This is a genomic window from Shewanella sp., assembly GCF_041630135.1.
Taxonomy (GTDB): domain Bacteria; phylum Pseudomonadota; class Gammaproteobacteria; order Enterobacterales; family Shewanellaceae; genus Shewanella.
Genome location: NZ_JBFKLW010000007.1, coordinates 1 through 19,717 on the forward strand (window position 1 = coordinate 1; position 19,717 = coordinate 19,717).

The 19,717-nt window shown below is 55.2% G+C and carries 13 protein-coding genes; 4 read left to right on the forward strand and 9 right to left on the reverse strand.

The window, feature by feature from the left end; translation table 11 throughout:
• Positions 1–3 precede the first annotated feature (3 nt).
• Complete coding sequence (locus tag ABYK60_RS03095; RefSeq protein ID WP_372870530.1) at positions 4–99, forward strand: chalcone isomerase family protein; 96 nt, start codon at positions 4–6, stop codon at positions 97–99.
• Between the two features lie 82 nt (positions 100–181).
• Here the strand turns inward: ABYK60_RS03095 and ABYK60_RS03100 are convergent, their stop codons facing one another.
• Together ABYK60_RS03100 and ABYK60_RS03105 are read right to left on the reverse strand one after the other, a co-directional pair.
• On the reverse strand, positions 182–1,081 hold the full coding sequence (locus tag ABYK60_RS03100; RefSeq protein ID WP_372870465.1) for a DUF6268 family outer membrane beta-barrel protein: 900 nt from the start codon (positions 1,079–1,081) through the stop codon (positions 182–184).
• A 53-nt stretch (positions 1,082–1,134) separates the two neighbouring features.
• Positions 1,135–1,755 carry a TetR/AcrR family transcriptional regulator gene (locus ABYK60_RS03105; RefSeq protein WP_372870467.1) on the reverse strand — a complete coding sequence of 207 codons (621 nt, stop codon included), beginning with the start codon at positions 1,753–1,755 and terminating at the stop codon, positions 1,135–1,137.
• A gap of 157 nt (positions 1,756–1,912) precedes the next feature.
• Between ABYK60_RS03105 and ABYK60_RS03110 the strand changes: the two genes are divergently transcribed.
• Positions 1,913–3,025 carry an efflux RND transporter periplasmic adaptor subunit gene (locus tag ABYK60_RS03110; RefSeq protein ID WP_372870468.1) on the forward strand — a complete coding sequence of 371 codons (1,113 nt, stop codon included), beginning with the start codon at positions 1,913–1,915 and terminating at the stop codon, positions 3,023–3,025.
• 3 nt (positions 3,026–3,028) lie between these two features.
• Positions 3,029–6,097, forward strand: a complete 3,069-nt coding sequence (locus ABYK60_RS03115) for an efflux RND transporter permease subunit (protein WP_372870469.1) — start codon at positions 3,029–3,031, stop codon at positions 6,095–6,097.
• Here the strand turns inward: ABYK60_RS03115 and ABYK60_RS03120 are convergent.
• Together ABYK60_RS03120 and ABYK60_RS03125 are read right to left on the reverse strand one after the other, a co-directional pair.
• Entirely contained in the window at positions 6,085–6,330 is a 246-nt protein-coding gene (locus tag ABYK60_RS03120; RefSeq protein ID WP_372870470.1) for a YdcH family protein, read from the reverse strand. The genes ABYK60_RS03115 and ABYK60_RS03120 overlap by 13 nt on opposite strands.
• Positions 6,331–6,486: 156 nt before the next feature.
• Positions 6,487–9,177 (reverse strand): TonB-dependent receptor domain-containing protein, encoded by a 2,691-nt coding sequence (locus ABYK60_RS03125; protein WP_372870471.1) that lies wholly within the window; start codon positions 9,175–9,177, stop codon positions 6,487–6,489.
• A 199-nt stretch (positions 9,178–9,376) separates the two neighbouring features.
• Here ABYK60_RS03125 and ABYK60_RS03130 point away from each other — a divergent pair, with 199 nt between their 5' ends.
• Positions 9,377–11,377 (forward strand): methyl-accepting chemotaxis protein, encoded by a 2,001-nt coding sequence (locus ABYK60_RS03130; protein WP_372870472.1) that lies wholly within the window; start codon positions 9,377–9,379, stop codon positions 11,375–11,377.
• A gap of 57 nt (positions 11,378–11,434) precedes the next feature.
• Here ABYK60_RS03130 and ABYK60_RS03135 read toward each other — a convergent pair whose 3' ends face one another.
• From ABYK60_RS03135 to purL, 5 genes are all read right to left on the reverse strand, one after another.
• A complete protein-coding gene (locus ABYK60_RS03135) occupies positions 11,435–11,719 on the reverse strand; it encodes a TfoX/Sxy family protein (RefSeq protein ID WP_372870473.1) in 285 nt (94 codons plus the stop codon).
• A gap of 102 nt (positions 11,720–11,821) precedes the next feature.
• A complete protein-coding gene (gene cydX / locus ABYK60_RS03140; protein WP_372870474.1) occupies positions 11,822–11,935 on the reverse strand; it encodes a cytochrome bd-I oxidase subunit CydX in 114 nt (37 codons plus the stop codon).
• Between the two features lie 12 nt (positions 11,936–11,947).
• Entirely contained in the window at positions 11,948–13,087 is a 1,140-nt protein-coding gene (gene cydB / locus ABYK60_RS03145; RefSeq protein WP_372870475.1) for a cytochrome d ubiquinol oxidase subunit II, read from the reverse strand.
• Positions 13,088–13,102: 15 nt separating this feature from the next.
• The gene (locus ABYK60_RS03150; protein ID WP_372870476.1) at positions 13,103–14,659 is read right to left on the reverse strand and encodes a cytochrome ubiquinol oxidase subunit I; all 1,557 of its coding nucleotides are present in this window, start codon (positions 14,657–14,659) and stop codon (positions 13,103–13,105) included.
• A gap of 1,001 nt (positions 14,660–15,660) precedes the next feature.
• On the reverse strand, positions 15,661–19,542 hold the full coding sequence (gene purL, locus ABYK60_RS03155) for a phosphoribosylformylglycinamidine synthase (RefSeq protein WP_372870531.1): 3,882 nt from the start codon (positions 19,540–19,542) through the stop codon (positions 15,661–15,663).
• Positions 19,543–19,717: the final 175 nt, after the last annotated feature.

Here is a 19,717-nt window from a genome sequence, read left to right on the forward strand (position 1 = left end):
AAAATCGGTGATACCGACTTTGCCAGAGCACTGTTGAATATCTGGCTTGGCGACAAACCCGCCCAAAAAAGTCTGAAGCAAGAAATGCTGGGGCTTTGATGGCGCTGCAATAACGCCGCTGCAAAAACGAAAAAGGGACCTGAAGGTCCCTTTTTAAATGGATAACGGTGATCAACGCTGGTTAAAATGCCACATTGAAAGCAATGGCGCCGGCGCCTTCGGCCGACAGGTCCTCTCGCTCGCCGCTGCCAAGTTCCATTTCACCGCCAAACATGTAGCCAGCGTAGGCATTCAGGCTCACCTTCTGCCCCAGTTGCCAGCCAAGGCGCAAAAACGACACCCATTCATCGATTTCCACCGTTTGACCATCGTCATTCAGCAGCAGACGCTGACTACGGCGGGAGCTGCCAAGGCCAAGCTCCCACCTGGGGTTGAATCGATAACTGAGTTCAAGCCCGGCGGGACCACTGAATCCGGCGTCAAAGGGGTTGGCAAGGGTCAGTGAATCCGTCAGTTGCCAGCGCACCGCCAGAAACGGCAGCGCGCGGGTTTCCCCGATGTCATCCAGGTAAATCGCCCCAAGCCCGAGCAGATTACCATCGTCAAATCGGTGCATGGCACTGGCCACCAGCCCCCAGCTGCGGGCATCGGAAGAGGATGCCGTATCAGCCCAGGCATATTGCAACATGGGGCTGAAACCAAACAGCCAGTTACCGGTTCGATAACCAATATTCAGCGATACATTGTAGCGATTAATCGAACTCCAGGGACTGGCAGCGCCGCCAAGCAGCTTGCCATCGGCGGTGCGCCAGCTGTAATCCAGCACATCGTAGCCAAGGCCCCAACCAATTGACCATTGACGGGAAAGCGCATAACTGCCTTTGGCGTCAAACATATACAGATTGCGGCCCAGGGTTGCATCCCCCACATCGGCCTTATCGGTAGACACCCAGGCCGCCTGAAGTGAAAAGGGAGACGGCTTGCCATCGGCAAGCGCGGGCAACGCCACACTGGCTGCAGTGACGGACAGTACTACCGTGGCCAAGCGACTAAAGCGGTTTAATGAATTTACGCAGCGCATCCCTGACTCCTCAATAAAAGTAATGTCCAGTACGTACGGAGCAGCGGTTTGGATCAAACCCTTGCCGCACGCAGAAACATGCTGATGGTATCTTCCAGATAGCGACTGCGCTCTTCGTCGCTGTCGTCAACCGGCATACCCAATTCAAGCCTGAGTCGACGCTCACCAAACAGCATCAGACACAGACGAATGGCGGCATGGCGGGTATCGCCAAAGCGGTATTTACCCTCGGCCTCGACCCGGCGGAAGTAGTCACTCAGCAGCGCCAGCATCACACTTGGGCCACCGGCAAAATACAGCTTTGACACTTCAGGGTGGGTGTCGGCCTGAGACACACAGGCACGGTACACCGTCAGCGCTTCTTCACTGACAATCATGGCACCAAAGCGGGCAGCAAACTGCGTCAGCACCCGCTCGGGATGCACCACATCTGCCAGCATGTCCGGAGTGATATCGTGCATCACGCATTTGGACTCGATGGACGCCACAAACAGCTCGTCTTTGTTACCAAAATGAGAATAGACGGTCTGCTTGGAGACTCCGGCCTTTTTGGCCACCTCGTCCATACTGGTATTGGGAAACCCCTGACCGCAAAAAAGGCTGATGGCCGCTTCAAGGATGGCGGCACGTTTTTGCTCACTGCGGCTGAGACTAACGGTTTGGCTGGATATCATGGGACATTATCCATAGGTTCCGGCCACCGCAATCGTCGGCAGCCTGTCAAAAAATTCGCTTAATTTAAGCATAAAATAGACTAGACAGTCCAGTTTTACCAAAATAGACTAGACAGTCCAGTTTAACCACTTTTTAACCTACAGCCAGGACACTGCCATGAACAGAGTGAATCGCCAACCATGGATTAAGGCCTTGCCGCTCCTTTTGGGGCTGGGCTTGATTGGCGCCTGTCAGGACAAGGATGCCGTCCCGCTCGACAGCAAGCACCTGCCTACCGTCATCACCGAATCCCTAAGCCAAAGCCAGGGCTACAGCCGCCAACTGGAATTCAGTGGCACAGTGCGGGCCGCCAACACCACCGGGGTAGGTTTTGAGCTTGCCGGTAAACTCAGCAGCCTGCTGGCCGACAGCGGCAATCAGGTCAGCAAGGGCCAACTGCTTGCCACCCTGGACACCAGTTTGCTGGTTGCCGAGCAGCGTGAACTGGAAGCGGCACTGGCGCAAAACAGTGCCGATCTCAATCTGGCCCGCTCTACCTTAAAGCGCAGTCAGGAGCTGAAAAAACAAGGCTACGCCTCGGTGCAGCAACTGGATGAATTACAAGGCAAACTTGGCAGTCTCGAAGGTGCGCGCGAGCGCCTCAATGCCAGCCTTTATGCCAACAGTCTCAAGCAGGAAAAATCGCGGCTGCTGGCGCCCTTCGATGGCAGCATCAGTCAGCGCAGCTTTAACCTCGGCGAAGTGGTTCCACTGGGGCAGCCGGTGTTCACTCTGGTAGAAAACAGTGCGCCCCAGGGCCATGTTGGGGTGCCGGCGGACGTTGCCCGCAGCCTGAGCCAAGGCCAGTGGGTGGAGCTTCGCACCGGCAGCCGTCACCTCAGAGCGCAGATTGAAGGCATCAGTCCTGCCATCAATCCGGTGACCCGCACCGTGGAAATTCGCCTCTCCATGCCGGCCGACAGCCAGGTACTGAACGGCGAAATCATTTACCTAAGCCATCGCCAGCAAGTGGATAAACCCGGCTTCTGGGTGCCTGTGTCTGCACTTACCGACGGCCTGCGTGGCCTTTGGAACCTCTATGTGGTGGTCGAACAAGGTCAGGGCGAGTTTGTGATTGAGCGGCGCGATGTGGAAATCCTCTACACCGACAAAGACAGGGCCTTCCTCACCGGGGCGCTCGCCGAGGGCGACCAGATTGTCACCCAAGGGCTGCATAAACTCGTGGTCGGTGAACAGGTTCGCCCTTCCACTCAGGTCGCGACGAGGTAAGCCATGGTCAAGGCATTTGTTGAAAACGGCCGTCTGGCGGCGCTTTTTATCGCCCTGCTGATGGTTGCTGGTCTCGGAGCGCTGTCGGCCCTGCCCCGCATGGAAGACCCCCATATCACCAACAGATACGCGTCGGTTATCACCCACTACCCGGGCGCTTCCGCCGAGCGGGTTGAGGCGCTGGTGACTGAAGTGCTGGAAAATCAGCTGCGCCGCCTTGAGGAGCTCAAGCTTATCCAGTCCACTTCGCGGCCGGGCATCTCGGTTATCCAGTTGGAGCTGAAAGATGAAATCGACCTGACCGACCCCGTCTGGTCCCGCGCCCGTGATCTGATGGCCGATGCGCGCCAGTCGCTGCCGGATGGGGTCATATCCCCCACCCTGGATGACCAGATTGGTTACGCCAATACCGTTATTTTGGGACTGGCCTGGCGCGGTGGTGGCGAGCCCAGGGTCGATATCCTCGGCCGTTACGCCAAGGAGCTGCAAAGCCGCTTGCGGCTGTTGCCGGGCACCGACTTTGCCCGCCTGTACGGTGCGCCGACAGAGGAAATTCTGGTTGAACTAGATGGCAATAAAATCAATCAGCTGGACCTCACGCCCGGCGCCATCGCCCGTATTCTTGCCGCCGCCGACAGTAAAATCTCCGCCGGTGAAATCCACAACGCCCATTTCCGGGCGTTGGTGGAAGTGTCAGGCGAGCTTGATTCGCAAACCCGTATCCGTCAGGTGCCGCTGAAAATCGATGGCACCGGGCAGATCATCCGCCTTGGCGATGTGGCCAATGTCTCGCGCCAATACAAAACGCCCCCTGACAGTGTGGCGCTGCTGGCCGGAGAACGGGGGCTGATGGTCAGCGCCCGCATGCTCAACAACACCCGGGTCGATAAGTGGCTGGCACAGGTGCGTACCACAGTAGCCGAGCTTGAATCCGGAATGCCCGGCAATATTGAGGTGCAGTGGCTGTTCGAGCAGGAAAGCTATACCAGCAGCCGCCTTGGCGAACTGGCCATTAACCTGTTGCAGGGCTTTGTGCTCATTCTGCTGGTGCTGATGCTGACCCTGGGCACCCGTAACGCATTGGTGGTGGCGCTGTCACTGCCTTTGACGGCCCTGTTCACTCTGGCCTGTATGCGTGCCGTGGGCTTGCCAATACACCAGATGTCGGTAACAGGCCTGGTGGTGGCACTCGGGATCATGGTGGATAACGCCATCGTGATTGTCGATGCGATTTCCCAGCGCCGGCAGGCAGGCCAAAGCCGCCTCGAAGCCGTCTCCAACACCCTGAAACACCTGTGGTTGCCACTGGCAGGCTCGACCCTCACCACCATTCTGGCCTTCGCCCCCATTGTATTGATGCCGGGCGCCGCCGGTGAGTTCGTGGGCGGCATCGCGATTTCGGTGATGTTTGCGCTGGTGGGCTCGTACCTTATCTCCCACACCCTGATTGCCGGGCTTGCCGGTCGCTTCAGCCCCGCCACCGAAGGCCACGACTGGCGCGCCCACGGGGTACGGATGCCAAAGCTTGCGGCCGCCTACGAGGCGTTGCTCAGCAAACTGCTGCAAAGCCCCATCAAGAGCGCACTGCTGATTGGTCTGCTGCCGCTGCTCGGCTTTATAGCGGCGGGCCGCATGACAGAGCAGTTTTTTCCGCCATCGGACAGGGACATGTTCCAAATCGAAGTGTATATGGCATCCCAGGTGAGTCTCGAGCGCACTCAGACCACCATAGCGGCCATGGACAAACAGCTTGAGCAAACCGAGGGCATAGAGCGCATCGACTGGGTGGTGGGCGGTAATATTCCCTCGTTTTACTACAACATTACCCAGCGTCAGCAAGGCGCCGCAAACTATGCCCAGGCCATGGTGAAGGTAAAGGATTTCGAGACCGCCAACGAGCTTATCCCCAAACTGCAGCGAAAACTGGATCTGGACTTTCCCGAAGCCCAGCTGCTGGTGCGCAAACTCGAACAGGGCCCGCCCTTCAACGCGCCGGTCGAACTGCTGATTTATGGCCCGTCCCTTGAAGAGCTTAAACGCCTGGGTGACGAGGTGCGCTCGGTTCTGGTGCGCCACAGCGACGTTATTCATACCCGCGCCACCTTAAGTCCGGGTGCGCCCAAGGTAAAACTGGCGGTGGATGAAGACGCGTCCATGATGAGCGGCCTGTCGCTGAGTGATATTGCCAATCAGGTGCAAATGGCCACCACAGGTCGCAGCGGCGGCAGTATCCTTGAGCAGACCGAATCGCTGCCGGTACGGGTGCGTCTTGATGACAGCATGCGTGAACAGCAAGGCCGACTTGGCGCCATTGAGCTTGTGTCTCAGTCCGGGCGCGGCATTCCGCTCTCAGCCCTGTCTGAGGCGCAAATCAGCGTCAGCCGCGGCGCCATCCCAAGGCGCAACGGTCAGCGTGTCAACACCATTGAGGCCTATATCCAAACCGGCGTGCTGCCAGCCAAGGTACTGAGAGAAGTGCAGCAGGAGGTGGACGCCCTGCCCCTGCCCCCCGGCTACCATATCGAGGTGGGCGGCGAGAGCGCCAAACGTAACGAAGCCGTGGGTAATCTGCTGTCGTCGGTGGCCTTGGTGATAACACTGCTGCTGGCCACTGTGGTGCTGAGTTTCAACTCATTCCGGCTCACCGGCATCATATTGCTGAGCGCCGCACAATCGGCAGGGCTTGGGCTGCTTGCGGTATATCTTTTTGATTATCCTTTTGGATTTACGGTCATCATAGGTTTGCTTGGTTTGATGGGGCTGGCAATCAACGCCGCCATTGTGATTTTGGCTGAACTCGAGGATGTGCCCGAAAAGCGCGCCATGAGCCCGGAAACGCTGGTAAAAACAGTGGCAAGCTGTACCCGTCATATCACCTCCACCACCATTACCACTGTGGGCGGCTTTTTACCGCTTATCATTGCCGGAGGAGGGTTTTGGCCCCCCTTCGCGGTGGCGATTGCGGGGGGCACGGCATTAACAACCATGTTGTCGCTGTTGTGGGTGCCAGTGATGTACCGGCTGCTGATGCAAAAAACGTCACAGCCGCAGGGGTGTCCTCAACCGGCGTGAGCCTTAAGGGCGTGGTAGATATGGTCTTTGAGCTCAGCGCGTTCAATTTTGAGCGCTGAAAAATGTTCGTCCGTGGTGGGCACCTTGTTGACCTCCAAACCGCGGATCTTGTGGTCCAGTTCATGGTAACGTCTGGCCTTGGAGTTAAAGTCGCTGTCATTGGCCTTGAGGCTTTGGATCAGATCGCTGTACTGCGGAAACTCATTGGATAGCAGGTGGTTTTCTCCCAGCATGTTAACCTCCGTGAGACTTGAATGGGTAAGAAGCCAGCCCCAAACAGACTGGCCATTTTTTGCACAACTCATTCAAGGTAATACCCCATTGGTGGTTTCGCAAATAAAAAGACGCCCCTTAGGGCGCCCTGTGAGACAGTTCAGGCGAACGCCTTATCAGAATGACTGACGGAACGAAGCCCAGTAGGTACGGCCACGGATGTCGTACAGGTTACCGTTGTAAGTACCGTCATAGGCGAACACGGGATCTTCATCAGTCAGGTTGGTCACACCCACTGACAGGCTGTTGTTCCATGGCAGGTTATAGGTATAGCTGAGGTTATGAGTCCAGAGGCTGTCGAGTTCATACAGTTCTTCGCTGCCATCGAGATAATCCCAGCTCTGCTGGCTGCCCACGAAGTTACCATAGTAGTTCACAGCGTGATCGCCGAAGCTGTAATCCAGAGTCAGATTAAGGCGGTCTTCCGGCACACCTTCGCGGCCAGCCAGATCGTCACCCAACACCTGTACCCCGGCATCGGCATAGGTGGACTTGTACTTAAAGTAGTGTGACCAGCCCATGCCCAGCTTGAACTCACCGAATTCGGTATCGAAGCGGGCATCGGCCTTGATATCCAGACCAGCACGCTCAGACAGACCCAGGTTCAGCTTCTGACTGTCAACATAGTCGATACGGCCATTACCCTTCTGAGAAATCGAGGTCCCGGCGTACACACTGGACACATCGGGACGAGGCACACCCAAGGCGTCTGCCGCTTCCCAAAGTTTGGCCTGGGTGCGGACAATTTCACTGGCCGACAGTTCTTCAATCAGGTTGGTGGTTTCCAGCTCCCAGTAGTCTGCACTGAAGCTGATATCGTCGGTGATGTTCCATACCAGACCAAAGTTCAGTGATTCAGACTCTTCGGCTTCCAGGTCTGGGTTACCGCCGGTGCGGGTTGGCGCGTAGTCGCGGCGGGCACAGGAGTCAATGTCCTCGCCATTGCTGTAACAGTTCAGGTAGTTGGTAATATTACCAAAGCCTTCAGAGGTTCCCTGATAGAGATCTGACAGAGTCGGTGCGCGGAAACCCGTGCCCCATGAGGTACGCAGCAGCAGCGCATCGATTGGCTTGTAGCGCAAGGAAACCTGTGGGTTGAAAGTGCCACCGAAGTCGGAGTAGTCATCGTAACGACCAGCCAGGTTCAGCTCCACACTGTCGAGCAGCGGCAGCACCCATTCGGCATACAGCGCTTTGACATCACGCTCGCCCTGACCACCGCTGCCACCGTTGCCGCCAACAATGTGCCCGGCTTCTGCCAATGCATCCACCTTGGAGTCCAGGCTTTCCTCACGGTAAGAGCCGCCCACGTACATGGCCGACGTTCCGCCTGGCAAATCAAACAGGTCTACGGACACACCGCCTGAAATATCCAGATAAGTCGCAGTCATGCGCTTATCATAGTTGGCGGTGGCGCCGCCGGGCATTGAAGAATTCGGATCGCGGGGGTCCCAGCCTACAAAGCTGTTGCTGGCTGTATCCCAGTGGCCTACCAAATCGGTGGTGGCGCCTTTAAGCTGATAGCCGGTACCCCAGGTAAAGTTGGCGTACTTGTTATAGTTCACCGCCAAATCCCAGGCAAAGCTTTCATGGTTGCCATTCAGAGCCAACATATAGTCATAAATGTTGTCGTGGTGCTCAGCCAATCGGTCACCTGCGGTGTCGAAACGGAAGTTCATCCCGGCATCAGGGTCGGCAACCAGCTCCACCAACTGCAGCCCATCGGCTGTGGTGTAGGCTGGCAAGCCCTGAGGAATGGAGATCCACGAGGGCACAGGCGCGGAAATATCAAGCGTCTCGTTGGCAGCCCAGTAAGCGCGGGCGGTAAACTGTATTTCAGCGGTCAGATCGTAACTGTAATGCAGCAGGGTGTTATCGCGGCGGGCATTCACACTGGTGGCCGCTGCCTTGGTGTAGTCGAAGGCGCACAGGGTGTCGCCGGGATAGTCTGAGTCATCCAGCACACCCAAAAACTTGTCGCCATACACATCGGCGCAGCTTCTGTCGGCATTGGCAAAGGGTGCAGAATAAACCCAGCCACCGGCACTCCCCTGAGTCAGGGTGCGGCCGGTTGGACTGATATTGACCCAATCCTGATAGTCATTAGGATTACCGCCCTCTTTGAGGAACGGCTGAGTATACCAGCGCTCAGACTGCATGATGGGCGCGACTTCATAATGTTCGAATGTAAACACCAGATGACCTTTATCTGAACTCAGGCCACCGGTGAAAGACAAGTTGGATGACTCACCGCCGTCCTGAACGGGGCGGTCCATACGTCCATCCAGCTGAATACCCTCAAAATCTTTCTTTAGGATGATGTTCACTACCCCGGCAATGGCGTCGGTGCCATAGATGGCTGAGGCACCATCAGTCAGAATTTCAATGCGCTCAACCGCCGCCATGGGAATGGTGTTGATGTTGGCTGCGCCGCCATCCATCACAGGTGACTTTGCCATACGCTTGCCATCGAGCAGCGTCAGAGTGTGAAACGCCGAAGCCCCCTTCAACTGTACCGTGGCCTGTGAGCCCCAGCCGTTGTTCGAGCCGCCGCCCCAGGAACCGAAGGCATTGAGGTTTGAACTTCTGAGGGCATCACCCACAGTGGCAAAACCTGATTTGGCCAGCTCTTCTGCGGTAATGGTAGTAATGGGGGTGGCTCCCTCCATATCGATGCGCTTGAGGTTGGAGCCAGTGACGGCAATGCGCTCCACCTTGTTCTCATCCAAGGCCTCTTCAGCGGCTGCGATAAAGGTTGGCGCCCCAAAAATCAGCGCCAGACTCAGTGCCAGTTTGCTCTGTTTCACGTTTTCTCTCCCTAGTCGTTGTTGTTATGTCCGGTACACCGGATACAAAATGCACAACGTTTATATCACATACATTATTTTGTATACAATATGTTTTAAATTGGTTAACAGCAGAATCGGAAGAGTTGGATGCTGGTCAATTTTTCGCTGATGCCAGTACGGTAAATTTGGGAACCCTACCGGACCTTAAGGAAAAACAATGAACTACAACCAATGGTCACTGGCAAAACAGATAGGCGTGCTCACCACAGTACTCACCTTTCTGGTATTCAGTTTATTGGGAGTTATCGCCTATCAGAGTGCTTCCAGCACCCTGGAAAGAAAGGGGATGGCCGCCATGTCGGCCAAATCCGATGCGGTAACCGATATGCTGGCGCTGCAGTACCAAAGTCTGGCCGCCCTCGCCCGCCGTAACGCCGACGTGCTGCGGGAAATGTATCCGGGCAATTTCCATAAACCAGACCGCACAGTTAAGGTTTTGGGCAAGGACACTCCGGTGCTGATGCACGAAAAAGAACAAATCAATGCCACCAAAAGTAAGGTTGACCGCTATGCCAACCTCACCGGCGGCTCAGCCACTGTGTTTGTCCGTGACGGCGATGATTTTCTGCGCATTTCCACTTCACTGAAAAAGGCTGATGGCAGTCGTGCTCTCGGCACTTATCTTGGTAAAAGTCATCCCGCCTATCAGCTACTGATGTCCGGCGGCAGCTATGAAGGCTATGCCAATCTCTTTGGTCGCGACTATATGACCAACTACCGCGCCGTGCGTGACCGCGGCGGCGAAGTCGTTGCGGTACTTTATATTGGCTTCGACATCACTGATTCTCTTAAAGCACTGCGTGTTGCTGTTTCCAGACTCAAAGTAGAAACCAGCGGCCACTTTATGCTGATAAACCAGAAGGATGAGGTGATATTTGCCGCTGGCGCAAATAGTGGCAGCCCGCTGAATACCGCCCTGCTCGATGGCCTGTCACCGGCTGAGCTGCCAAGCTCGTCTGAAGGAGCCGCCTTCACCGACAATCAGGGAAAACCGCGCTTCCTGATCCTGCGGGAGGTGCCCGGCTGGCAATGGCGACTGCTGGCCACTGTGCCCACCGCAGAGCTGCATGAAGAAAGCATCAGCCTGTTGAAAACCAATGCCCTGCTCTCAACTGGCGGCATTTTGTTGATTACCCTGTGTCTGTCCTGGGTGCTGGTGCGGGCATTGCGGCCCCTTACCGAGCTTAAGCAGCAACTGCAGGGCCTTGGTCGTGGTGAACTTGATCAATGTTGGCAAACCTGCACCGAAAGCACCCAGAACGAAGTGCAGCATATCCGCGGCAGCGTCGCCACCATGGCCGCTAATTTAAAAACGCTGATTGGATCGCTTAAATCCTCGGTACAAACTCTGGGTAACATCGCCGAAGAATCCCGATACATCGCACACCAGAACGGCGAGGAAGCTGTCGCCCTGATGACCCAAACCGACCAAATCGCCACCGCCATTGAGGAAATGTCTACTTCTATCCGTGACGTTGCGGAACACGCCTCTGAAGGTGCTAACCAGAGCCAAAGGGTCGACGCGGCAGCAACAGATGGCCAGCGTATGCTCAATGGTATGGTAAAAGATCTGGAAATACTGAGTGAACGGCTTGCCACCAGTCATGCTGCTGTGGAAGACGTAGCCCGGGAGAGCGAAGCCATCAGTCGGGTGACTGAAGTAATTAACAGCATCGCCGAGCAAACAAACTTACTGGCGCTGAACGCCGCCATTGAAGCGGCACGCGCCGGCGAGCAGGGACGCGGCTTTGCGGTGGTAGCGGATGAAGTACGCACCCTGGCGAGCCGTACTCAGTCATCGATTGCCGAAATCAGCCAGACCATCAGCAATCTGCAGCAAAAGGTGCGCGCGACTGCGAGTCAAATTAATGAGGCCCATCAACTCGGTCAGTCCTGTGCAGGCCAGGGCAGTACCACAGGCCAGGAACTTGAAAGTATTACCCGCCGCATCGGTGATTTGGCAACAGTGTCGGCCAGTATTGCCAGCGCCACTCATCAGCAAAGTACGGTCGCAGAAGACATTACCCACAATCTGCACCTGATAAGCGACCTTGCCAGGGAAGGTGAAACCCGTGCAAGTGAAACTGTGATGAGTGCGGACAAGCTTGGCAGTCTCGCTGCTGAGCTGAAGAAGCAGGTTGAGGTGTTCAGAACCTAGTAAAGTTCAGCAGCGCAAAAGCCGCCCCCGGGCGGCTTTTTTCCTGTTGCGGGCCTATCAATCCCTGCTCTGCCAAAGCCTGTGCTGACTCAGCGCCGCATCCCACATCACGATGAGTTCTGCCTTTCGCTCACACTTTATTTCCTGCCAGTGCCGCCCTTCAAGGGCACCTTCGAGGGCATAAAGCAGATTCAAACTCACCGGAATACCGGCACCTTTAAGCCGCAGCATCACCTCTATGCTGCCAAGCGCCCTCACCTGTTCAAGCTCAGTAATCCCAATCTTAGCCAGCCACTGAGCAGATTTTGGACCAAGATTGGCGGCATTGGTAATCGCGGTCATGCAACAAAACTCACAAGGGACAGATGGATAACAACGCCAGCATATCGCAGCTTACAAAAAAACAAACCCCGCACAGGGCGGGGTTTGTGATATTACAGGCGCTTATTCTTCATCTGACCTTCGGTCCATATTTTCAGTGTTTTCAAGCCAGAGGGCGTTGATAATACCGAAAGAACAGGCCAAGAGTACGCCCAAAATCCAGGTGAAATACCACATAGCGACTCCTTATCAGTACAGTGAATGCTTGTTGTTGTCGATGAACTGACGGCTCACACGACCATACATCTTGTAGTAAGTCCAGATGGTATATGAAAGCACAATCGGGACAAAGATGATGGCAGCCCAGGTCATCACGGTCAGGGTCATTTCACTGGCGGTGGCATCCCACATGGTCAGGCTCACCCCCGGCTCCAGTGATGATGGCATCACGAACGGGAACATGGCCGCGCCACAGGTCAGGATGACACCGGCAACCGCCAGCGAGCTGAACAGGAAGGCAAAACCACTGCGGTTAAGACGGCTTGCAAGAATAACCAGCACTGGCATTGCCAGCCCCAGCAATGGGAAAGCCATGGTCAGCGGATAAGTCTGGTAGTTAGACATCCAGGCGCCACTGACCAATTCCACGGTTTTACCCACTGGGTTAGAAGCCGCATGTGTGTCGATGGCGGAGGTGACCACATAGCCATCAATGCCATTGGCAACCCAGAAACCGGCAGCGGCAAACAGCACCACCAGCAGCAGCGCCAGGATCTGAGCGGCATTGGTGGCACGAACCCGCAACTCACCTTCGGTCTTCATTTGCAGCCAGGTTGCGCCCTGCATCATAAACATGCTGACGCTGATAAGGCCGGCCAACAGTCCGAATGGATTAAGCAAACCAAACAAGCCACCATGGTACTTGGCACGCAGGAACTCATCAAAATTGAAGGGTACGCCCTGCAGCAGGTTACCAAAGGCCACGCCGATAATAAGCGGCGGCACGAAGGAGCCGATAAACAATGCCCAGTCCCATGACTTACGCCACTTTGGCGCTTCAATCTTGGAACGATAGTCGAAGCCTACCGGACGCAGGAACAGCGCCATCAGCACCAGCATCATCGCCACATAGAAACCAGAAAATGACACGGCGTACACCATGGGCCAAGCGGCAAACAGCGCGCCACCTGCGGTGATAAGCCACACCTGGTTACCGTCCCAGTGGGGAGCTACTGTGTTAATCATCACCCGTCTGTCGGTGTCATCTTTACCAATAATTGGCAATAACGCACCCACACCCATATCGAAGCCATCGGTCACGGCAAAGCCGATAAACAGAACCCCGATCAGCGCCCACCAGATAAAACGCAAGATTTCGTAATCAAACATAGTCGACTCCTTCCCTTAGGCTTCCTGTTTCTCGAAATGGTAGCGGCCGGTTTTCAGGCTGCTTGGACCAATACGGGCGTACTTCACCATCAGGAAAAGCTCAATAACCAGCAATACCGAGTAGAACAGGGTTATGGAGATGATACTGAACCAGAGATCGCTGACCGTCAGGCTGGAGGCCGACATATAAGTGGGCAGTACTTCAGAGATGGTCCATGGCTGACGGCCATACTCGGCCACAAACCAACCACACTCAATGGCAATCCAGGGCATCGGCAGGCTGTAAAGGGCGGCCTTGAGAACCCACTTCTTCTCTTCAATCTTGTGACGGGTGCTTTGCCAGAAAGCGGCAGCAAATACAAACAGCATGATGACGCCCAGACCCACCATCACCCGGAAGCTCCAGAACAGCGGTGCTACGTTAGGGATTGAATCCTTGGCGGCGGCCTTAATTTGCTCCTCGGTTGCATCCACAACCTTGTCGGTGTACGGCTTGAGCAGCAGACCATAACCAAGATCGATTTTGGCGTCTTCAAACGCAGCCTTAAGCTCAGGGTCTTTATTGCCCGCACGCAATTCTTCAAGCATGGCATAGGCTTTCATGCCGTTACGAATGCGCACTTCGTGCTCATCAATCAGATCGCGAAGACCTGTCACTTCTTCATCCAATGAACGGGTAGCAATAATTCCCATGGCGTAAGGAATTTTGATGGCACCGTCGGTGTGCATGGTTTCCTGATTCGGGAAACCCACCACGGTAAAGGGCGCTGGTGCTGGTTCTGTGTGCCACTCGGCTTCAACGGCAGCCAGTTTTACACGCTGCACTTCACCTACCTTGTAGCCTGACTCGTCACCGAGCACGATAACCGACAGGATGGACGCCATACCAAAGCTTGCGGCAATGGCGAATGAGCGACGGGCAAACGGCAGATCACGCTTTTTCAGGATGTAGTAAGCACTGATAGCCAGCACAAACATGGCGCCGGCCACATAGCCAGAGGCCACAGTATGCACAAACTTCACCTGCGCAACCGGGTTAAAGACCACTTCGGCAAAGCTGGTCATTTCCATGCGCATGGTTTCGTAATTGAACACAGAGCCGACCGGATTCTGCATCCAGCCGTTTGCCACCAGAATCCACAACGCCGACATGTTGGTGCCAAGCGCCATCAGCCAGGTAACTGCCAGGTGCTGGCGCTTGGAAAATCTGTCCCAACCGAAGAAGAACATGCCCACAAAGGTGGATTCGAGGAAGAAGGCCATCAAGCCTTCAATGGCAAGCGGCGCACCGAAGATGTCGCCTACATAGTGAGAATAGTAAGACCAGTTGGTACCAAACTGGAATTCCATGGCCAGCCCCGTGGTAACACCAAGGGCAAAGTTAATACCAAACAGCTTACCCCAGAACTTGGTCATGTCCTTGTAGATCTGCTTGTTGGTCATCACGTAAAGCGATTCCATGATAGCCAGCAGAAAAGCCATGCCAAGGGTTAAGGGAACAAACAAGAAGTGATACATTGCTGTCAGCGCAAACTGCAGGCGCGATAGCTCAACAACCTCTTCGACAATCATCAGTGACTCCTTACCTGGTGCGTCCTGCCACCTTCATCCGATCCCCATCGATGAGGGAGGCAACCTTTGTAGGATAGTTAAAATTTCGTTTTTTTTGCCTTTGACTGGTCAGTAAAAACCAAGGCGTAATTTTGACGTTATGGCTCACAATTCATACCGTCGCAGGCGAAACCTTTAGCCTTAATGACCCAGTTCACATTTTGGCGATAAATTGCGAGCACCCACTGAATTCCGCAGAAAAAAAACCACCAATATTTATTACAATCAGCAAATTACACTAATTATTTGCGAAAATCCGGCAGCAAATTTATACCACTTGAAATTGATGTAAATCAATCAAAGTCACCGCTTAAGTGCCGAAATGCAACCCAGAACACACTTTGAATCACATCGTGATTGACACCACACGACAGATCCAATAGGAAACGAATGGCCCACCATAAAAATAACTGTTTTTATGACTTTTGTTGCGACAGCAGCACAAGATGCAATAATTAACACAAATTAATAAAGCGGATTACACAAACAAATCCAATATAGAAATTCCATAGATATTAATTAAGTAAAAACAAAGAGATACACAACAAAGCCGCACGCCACCACACAGTATCTCATTAGTTATTCTAATCAATAGATTTAATTTTACTCGTTTGATGTGTTGGCTGTGCATGGCTAATATACCGCCATATCGAGGAGACAGCCCCAACGGACGTGAAAGGGGCAGACTCCCCCCTGAAACTGACTTTGGAGATTGTCCCATGACTAAATTCTTTAACCGTGTAATCAAAGCTTACAAGCGCGTGTTCGTTGAACTCTACACCGCCAAGCCACTGTAATTGCCGTAAGCCCCCTTTTGCTTTTGAAGTGATGAATGTTTTGTTAGCGCAAAACGGCCCCGGCCCGAAAGGTCCGGGGCATTTTTTTGTCTGTTAACTAAAGTGGATAAAAAAAGGAGCGACTCATGTCGCTCCTTTTTTATTCAACGCATAGCGGCGTTGGAATTAACCCAGCTTTACCCGGGCGTTACGGAACATGCGCATCCATGGGCTGTCCTCGCCCCAGTTGTCCGGATGCCAGGAGTTGGCCACTGTGCGGAATACCCGCTCAGGGTGCGGCATCATGATGGTCACACGGCCATCCAGGGTGGTGATACCGGTCAGGCCGTTTGGCGAACCGTTCGGGTTCTGCGGGTACTGGGTGGCAATGTCACCATGACCATTTACATAACGCAGCGCCACTGTACCAGTAGCTTCGGCGCGGGCCAGCGCTTCGGCGTTGGCAAACTCGGCAAAACCTTCACCGTGTGACACGGCGATGGGCATACGAGAGCCTTCCATACCCGAGAAGAACAGCGATGGGCTCGACTGCACTTCTACCAGGCTGAAGCGGGCTTCAAAACGCTCGGAGCGGTTACGCACGAAACGTGGCCAATGCTCGGCACCTGGGATGATGTCCTTAAGGTTCGACATCATCTGACAGCCGTTACACACACCGAGGGCGAAGCTGCTGTCGCGCTCGAAGAAGCGGCTGAACTCGTCGCGGGCACGCTGGTTAAAGAGGATGGACTTAGCCCAGCCTTCACCTGCGCCCAGCACGTCACCGTAAGAGAAGCCACCACAGGCTACCAGGCCCTGGAACTCTTCGAGGCTGATGCGGCCAGAGAGAATATCGGACATGTGTACGTCACGACTCTCAAACCCTGCGCGGTCGAACGCAGCTGCCATCTCCACATGGGAGTTAACGCCCTGCTCGCGCAGAATCGCCATCTTGGGCGCAGCGCCCTTGAGGATATAAGGCGCAGCTACATCGTCGCTTGGGTCGAAGCCCAGCTTCACGGTCAGGCCCGGCTCGTCGGCCTTCTGCTTAAGTTCAAACTCCTGGCGGGCACACTCAGGGTTATCACGCAGGGCCTGCATACGGTAGGTGGTCTCAGACCAAACAGTACGCAGCGCTACGCGGCTGTCTGCAAACACCAGACGCTCGCCATCGTGGATACGTACCTGACCATCAGCGTTCAGCTTGGCAACGGCGTGTACGGCAAGACCGGCAGCTTCGAAGGCGCTGCGTACGGCGGCTTCATCGCCGGCACTGACCTGAATAACACCGCCGAGTTCTTCGTTGAAGAGGCGCTCAAGGTCAGAGCCGTTGATCCCGGCAAGGTTAATATCCAGACCCGTGTTACCGGCAAAGGCCATTTCCACCAGCGTGGTGAACAGACCACCGTCGCTCTTGTCGTGGTATGCCATCACCTGTTTGGCGGCAACGAGCTTTTGCATGGTCTCGAAGAAACCGCGCAGACTGGCGGCGTTATCCAGATCCGGGGCCACATCACCCAGCTCACCGAATACCTGCGCCAGGCACGAACCACCGAGGCGGTTTTGACCATTGGCAAGGTCGATAAAGAGGATGCTGGTGTCACCCTTGTCTGAGCGCAGCTCCGGAGTGACTGTGTTGCGCACATCATTCACTGCACCGAAGGCGGAAATCACCAGACTCATTGGGGCGGTAACGGCTTTCTTCTCACCGTTCACTTCCCAGGCGGTCTTCATGGACATGGAGTCCTTGCCCACGGGGATGGTGAGTTCAAGCTCAGGACACAGCTCTTCGCCCACGGCCTTAACGGCTTCATAGAGACCTGCGTCTTCGCCCGGGTGACCGGCGGCAGCCATCCAGTTGGCAGAGAGTTTAATGCGCTTGAACGAGCCAATGTCGGCACCGGCAATGTTCATGATGGACTCGGCCACTGCCATACGGGCAGAGGCGCCAAAGTCCAGCAGAGCCAGCGGCGTGCGCTCGCCCATGGACATGGCTTCACCGGCGTAGGTGTCGAAGGTGGCGGCGGTTACGGCGCAGTCAGCCACAGGCACCTGCCAGGGGCCAACCAGCTGATCGCGTGCCACAAGGCCGGTCACAGTGCGGTCACCAATGGTGATCAGGAAGGTCTTGTCAGCCACGGTTGGCAGTGACAATACGCGCTTCACGGCTTCACCTACGGCAATCTTGCTCTGATCCAGCGCAGGGCTTACCGCCTTTTTGCTTTCAACCTGGCGGCTCATCTTGGGCGGCTTGCCCAAAAGCACTTCCAGTGGCAGATCGATTGGGGTGTTGCCAAAGTGCTCGTCATTGAGGCTTAAGTGCGGCTCGGCAGTGGCTTCGCCCACTACGGCAAATGGCGCACGCTCACGCTCACAGATAGCGGCGAAGGTGTCGAGATCTTCGGCAGCCACAGACAGCACATAGCGCTCCTGGGACTCGTTACACCAGATTTCCAGCGGGCTCATGCCGCGCTCGTCACACAGCACCTTGCGCAGCTCGAAACGGCCACCGCGGTCACCATCGTTTACCAGCTCAGGCAGGGCGTTGGACAGACCACCGGCACCCACGTCGTGGATAAACTGGATGGGGTTGTTGTCGCCCATCTGCCAGCAGCGGTCAATCACTTCCTGACAGCGACGTTCCATCTCAGGGTTGTCGCGCTGTACAGAAGCAAAGTCCAGATCTTCACTGGACTGGCCCGAGGCCATGGAAGAAGCCGCGCCGCCGCCAAGGCCAATGTTCATAGCAGGGCCACCGAGCACAACCAGCTTGGCGCCAACGGTGATTTCCCCTTTCTGTACATGATCTTCGCGGATGTTACCGATACCACCGGCCAGCATAATCGGCTTGTGGTAACCACGCACCTCAACGCCGTTGTGGCTTGATACTTCCTGCTCGTAGGTACGGAAATAACCGAGTAGCGCCGGACGGCCAAACTCGTTGTTAAAGGCTGCGCCGCCCAGTGGGCCTTCGGTCATGATGTCCAGCGCAGTCACGATACGGTCTGGCTTGCCGTAATTGCCTTCCCAAGGCTGTACAAAGCCCGGGATCTTCAGGTTGGATACGCTGAAACCGGTCAACCCCGCCTTTGGCTTGGCGCCGCGGCCGGTGGCACCTTCGTCACGGATTTCACCGCCTGAACCGGTGGCAGCACCCGGGTAAGGGCTGATGGCGGTTGGGTGGTTGTGGGTTTCTACCTTCATCAGGATATGCACAGGCTCCTGATGGTAGTTGTAGACACCGTCGGCATCCGGGAAGAAACGGCCAGCCTCGGTACCCACCATCACGGCGGCGTTATCCTTATAGGCAGACAGCACATTGTCCGGGGTGGTTTCGAAGGTGTTTTTAATCATCTTGAACAGCGACTTGGGCTGCTCTGCGCCGTCGATGGTCCAATCGGCGTTGAAAATCTTGTGACGACAGTGCTCAGAGTTTGCCTGGGCAAACATCATCAGCTCGATGTCGTTGGGGTTACGACCCAGGCGGGTGAAGTTTTCCACCAGATAGTCGATTTCATCTTCCGCCAGTGCCAGACCCATGTTGCGGTTGGCCAGTTCCAGCGCCGCACGGCCTTCGCCGAGAATGTTCACGCTGGTAAACGGCTTGGGCTCGGTGTGGGCAAACAGCACCGCCGCATCGTCAAAGCTTGCCAGTACCACTTCCACCATGCGGTCGTGAATAAGGGCTTTGAGCTCTTTGTGCTGTGCATCACTCAGGGCATCCGCTTCAACATAATAAGCAACACCACGCTCCAGACGCTTGATTTTTTCAAGGCCGCAGTTGTGGGCAATGTCGGTAGCTTTGGAGGACCAGGGAGAGATGGTGCCGGGACGGGGAGTAACAAACAGGAGGCTTCCTGTGGGGGCATGGGGCTCGATGGCGGGACCGTAGGTCAGGATTTTGGCGAGTCGCTCTTGCTCAGTTGCATCGAGTGCCTCATTCAAATCCGCCAAATGAATAAATTCAGCATAGATTTGGCGTACAGGAAGTGCTGCATTTTCACAGGCTTCCATCAGCTTTTGCACTCTAAACGCCGAGAGTGCAGGAGCTCCACGGATGATCTCCATCACGTCAATTCACCTTACTTTTTATAATTACAGGGTCAGAGGTGGCGCTATTATAGGGAAATACGGCCCGTAAATCACCTGCCTCGCATACTCAAAACAGAGTTTCCTGTGATATAACAAGCCGAGATTGAAACAGGTTTACCTGCTGTTCAGCCACGGCTCAGAAGAAATAGGG